A 3,243-nucleotide genomic window follows, 5' to 3' on the forward strand; every position below is an offset into this window, starting at 1 on the left:
CTGGATTTGAACCAACGACCTTTGGGTTATGAGCCCAACGAGCTACCAGACTGCTCCACCCCGCGACGATTTGAATTGTTTCGACATTCTCTATAATAAGCGAGACGGTTATAAAATGCAACCTTTTTCTTAATGTTTTTTGGAAATTAGAATCGGGAACACTTAAAGGAGTGTAATTTTATTAACAGAAAAGGAGCGCGACCGACATGTCGAAATGGGGCAACCGCTTTAAAAAATGGTTCTTTTCCGAGTTAGATGCGTCCGTCTATTTCCATACGATCCCGTTCGTGCCGAAGCAAACCGTTCACGGGACGCTTCGCGTCTTGAACCCGACGTCAAAAGTGATCCGTCTGCATGAACTGACGCTCAACTTCCTGACAACATTCAAAGACATCACGCTTGAAGGTAACGAATTCAACCGCGAGGCTGACATTCAGGAAGTCCCGATCCGCCTCACGGCCGTGCTTGAGCCCGGGGCAGAAGAACATATCCCGTTCACGTTCGACTTGACGATGTATGCCCCATCGACATCAGGCGCTCCTTACAGTGTCGAGGCGACCGTTTGGGACACGGATGGTAAACGCGTATGGTTCGACGTCGTCGAAAATATCGAGATCGAACCACTCCCTGAGTTGAAACGGTTGCTCGAGGCGACCGAGCATGCCGGACTCGAGCTCATGTTCGTCCGTAACGTCATCGACCCGCTCGGTGAAGAACGACCTTATCCGTTCGTCGAAAAGTATGGGTTTAAGCCCGTCGGCGACTGGGCCGATGAGTTCGAGGTCGTGAAATCATTCTGGCGCATGGATGAAAATGGGGTCGACGTCTATTACTGGCTCGACAATATCGAACGCCAGCGCACGCTCGACTCGATGGCGACCGACGTCGAACTCCGGCACCGATCCCTCACCTGGGAACAGCTCGAGCACGAACAAGACCGACTCGGACTCGGGATCCAAGATACGCTACGCAGCCACCGCTCTTCATGAGCGGTTTTTGTATGGACTTTTCTCAATCGTCAACCTGTCACCGTTGATCGAGACGATCGTTTGAAAGTTGTCGCGATACGGATGCATGAACAGCTCGTATTGCAGACGCCGTTCTTCATGCGATGCTTTCAAGTATTCCATCTCCATCCCTCGCTCCGTTATGTCACGAGCAGCGCGTCGGGCGAACTCTGTCTCGCCGTCTGTATATAGATAGACCGATATATCCATATAGCTCGGATCGAGAAAGGCGACGCTCATTCCCTCGACGATGGTGACCTGCTTCTCGGGATCGATCCACATCCGTTCGAGATACGGGACATCGATCGTATAAAAACCGACCCCTCCCCGTACCATTCGCATATCTCGCTCGAGCGACAACAAGTGATGCGCCGCCGGATGACAGGCCGTCATCTTATAGTGATGCACCTTCCCATCGACTGTATAGTCGATCATCGCACTCTTCCGAAGCGTCGAGTCCGTGATATACGGGTCGGTGTTAATGTAGTTGACCTCCCCGAGACGTGTTTGTAACTGTTTGGCGAACGTCGTCTTCCCGGCACCCCCGTGACCCGAAATCCCGATGAGCGTCCGTTCGTTCAGATCAATTTGATCGATGATTTGATTAATGAATCGCTCCATAGTAAATCCCCCTTTGATACACTATACACAGAAAGGAAGTGTACCAATCCAATGTCGAACTGTCCATTTTGTCATCCACATCTCGATCCGTCCCAACGCATCATCGCTGAGAACGACACGTGCTACTTTCTGATGCATGACCGCGAACAAGACGTCCTCGTCGGTTCCGGTGTCATCGTCCCGAAACAGCACCGGGCGACAACGTTTGAGTTAACACCGACGGAATGGAGCGATACATACACCTTGCTTCATGACGCCAAGTCTTTCCTAGAGGAGACGTACGGTCCTGACGGCTATACGCTCGGCTGGAACGTCGGTACAGCGTCCAATCAGACAGTTCCCCATGCCCACTTGCACATCATCCCGCGCTACGCAGACGGACCACATGCCGGCAAAGGGTTACGACACTGGCTGAAGCGACCGGAATGATCAAACAGCTCATCGTGTGACGATGAGCTGTTTCCATTTTTCTTCCGTATCTTCGAGTTGTCGTTCCAGCCGCTCGACATCTCGCGTCATTTTTTCAATTAGTTTGGCAATCTCGCGATCGAGCCCGTTCACTTTGTCGAGTGAATCATTGATTCGTCCGTGCATCGTCCATTCGGAAAAAATATCATCGAGGAAGTAATCCGCGAACTGGACGAGCGAACCACGCTCGATGTGTAAGCCACTGACAATCCCTTTCACATCAGCCAATTCACGCGAGAAACGCTCAAGTGCGGATTGGAGTTCATGCAGCTTCCGTTCAGAAGCATCGATCGCGTCATGTTTCATCGCTGTCGCAATCAAGCCACCTCCGAAGAACGTGTCATATGTTGACCAACTCTTCGCACTGTCGAGGTGTTTGAGCGCCTTTGAGATGGCAGCTCGTGCTGCGTTACCTGCTGCGATCGCTTCTTTATACTCGACGACCACTTCTTTCGTTTCCGCCTGTTGATTCGTGAGACGGTACAACTCTTCTCTTACCTTAGGATCCTGCTTCAGGTGACCTTCTTTCTCTTTCATAAACGCTGCCCATTTCGCATCGATCCCGTTATATGCCTCAAAGGTTTCATACAAATCTCGACGCTCAAGCACTAACTCATCAATCATCGCCTCGTGTTCTCGCAGCTTGAATTCTGCCCGGGCCGCTTCTTCTAATTCAATCGTGCGCTGCTCGCTAAACGTTCCACGCAGCTTACGCCATGCATTGACGAGCGAAAATGTCTCTAAGTCATAGACATCACGCTGTTCTTTCGTGAACGTATTAAGCAACTGTTTTCGAACAGTCTCATGTTCGGCAATTTGTTTGTCGAGAGTCTTCAGTTTACGAGCCAATCGGTCTCGTTCAGCTAGGCTTTGTTGAAGTGTCAACTGGCGTTCATATAATTCATTCATTGCGGTATACTCCCTTTCTTCTGTAACCCTTGTCTCGTTGTACGATAAAATACGACAAAAAGTTTCAAATGAACGACAAAAAAGGACGACCAAGCATGTGCTTGATCGTCCTTCATATTGCCCGGCAACGTCCTATCCTCACAGGGGGAGACCCCCAACTACTTTCGGCGCTGAAGCGCTTAACTTCCGTGTTCGGCATGGGAACGGGTGTGACCGCTTCGCTATCGCCACCAGACAA

General features: G+C 50.7%; 4 protein-coding genes and 1 rRNA gene. 2 read left to right on the plus strand and 3 right to left on the minus strand.

Annotation, left to right across the window (positions count from 1 at the left end; all coding sequences use genetic code 11):
* Positions 1–206 precede the first annotated feature (206 nt).
* Positions 207–989, plus strand: a complete 783-nt coding sequence (locus tag A6395_RS10810; RefSeq protein ID WP_016509933.1) for a sporulation protein — start codon at positions 207–209, stop codon at positions 987–989.
* Here A6395_RS10810 and A6395_RS10815 read toward each other — a convergent pair.
* Positions 984–1,628 (minus strand): uridine kinase family protein, encoded by a 645-nt coding sequence (locus A6395_RS10815; RefSeq protein WP_071399035.1) that lies wholly within the window; start codon positions 1,626–1,628, stop codon positions 984–986. The two genes, A6395_RS10810 and A6395_RS10815, sit on opposite strands and share 6 nt — an antisense overlap.
* A gap of 51 nt (positions 1,629–1,679) precedes the next feature.
* Between A6395_RS10815 and A6395_RS10820 the strand changes: the two genes are divergently transcribed.
* Positions 1,680–2,057 (plus strand): HIT family protein, encoded by a 378-nt coding sequence (locus A6395_RS10820; protein ID WP_070328985.1) that lies wholly within the window; start codon positions 1,680–1,682, stop codon positions 2,055–2,057.
* Between the two features lie 9 nt (positions 2,058–2,066).
* Here A6395_RS10820 and A6395_RS10825 read toward each other — a convergent pair whose 3' ends face one another.
* Both A6395_RS10825 and rrf read right to left on the minus strand, forming a co-directional pair.
* Positions 2,067–3,005, minus strand: coding sequence for a hypothetical protein (locus A6395_RS10825; RefSeq protein ID WP_071399036.1), 939 nt, complete (start codon positions 3,003–3,005; stop codon positions 2,067–2,069).
* A 119-nt stretch (positions 3,006–3,124) separates the two neighbouring features.
* A 5S ribosomal RNA gene (gene rrf / locus A6395_RS10830) occupies positions 3,125–3,240 on the minus strand.
* Positions 3,241–3,243: the final 3 nt, after the last annotated feature.

Source organism: Exiguobacterium sp. SH31, assembly GCF_001816105.1.
GTDB classification, from domain to species: domain Bacteria; phylum Bacillota; class Bacilli; order Exiguobacteriales; family Exiguobacteriaceae; genus Exiguobacterium; species Exiguobacterium aurantiacum_A.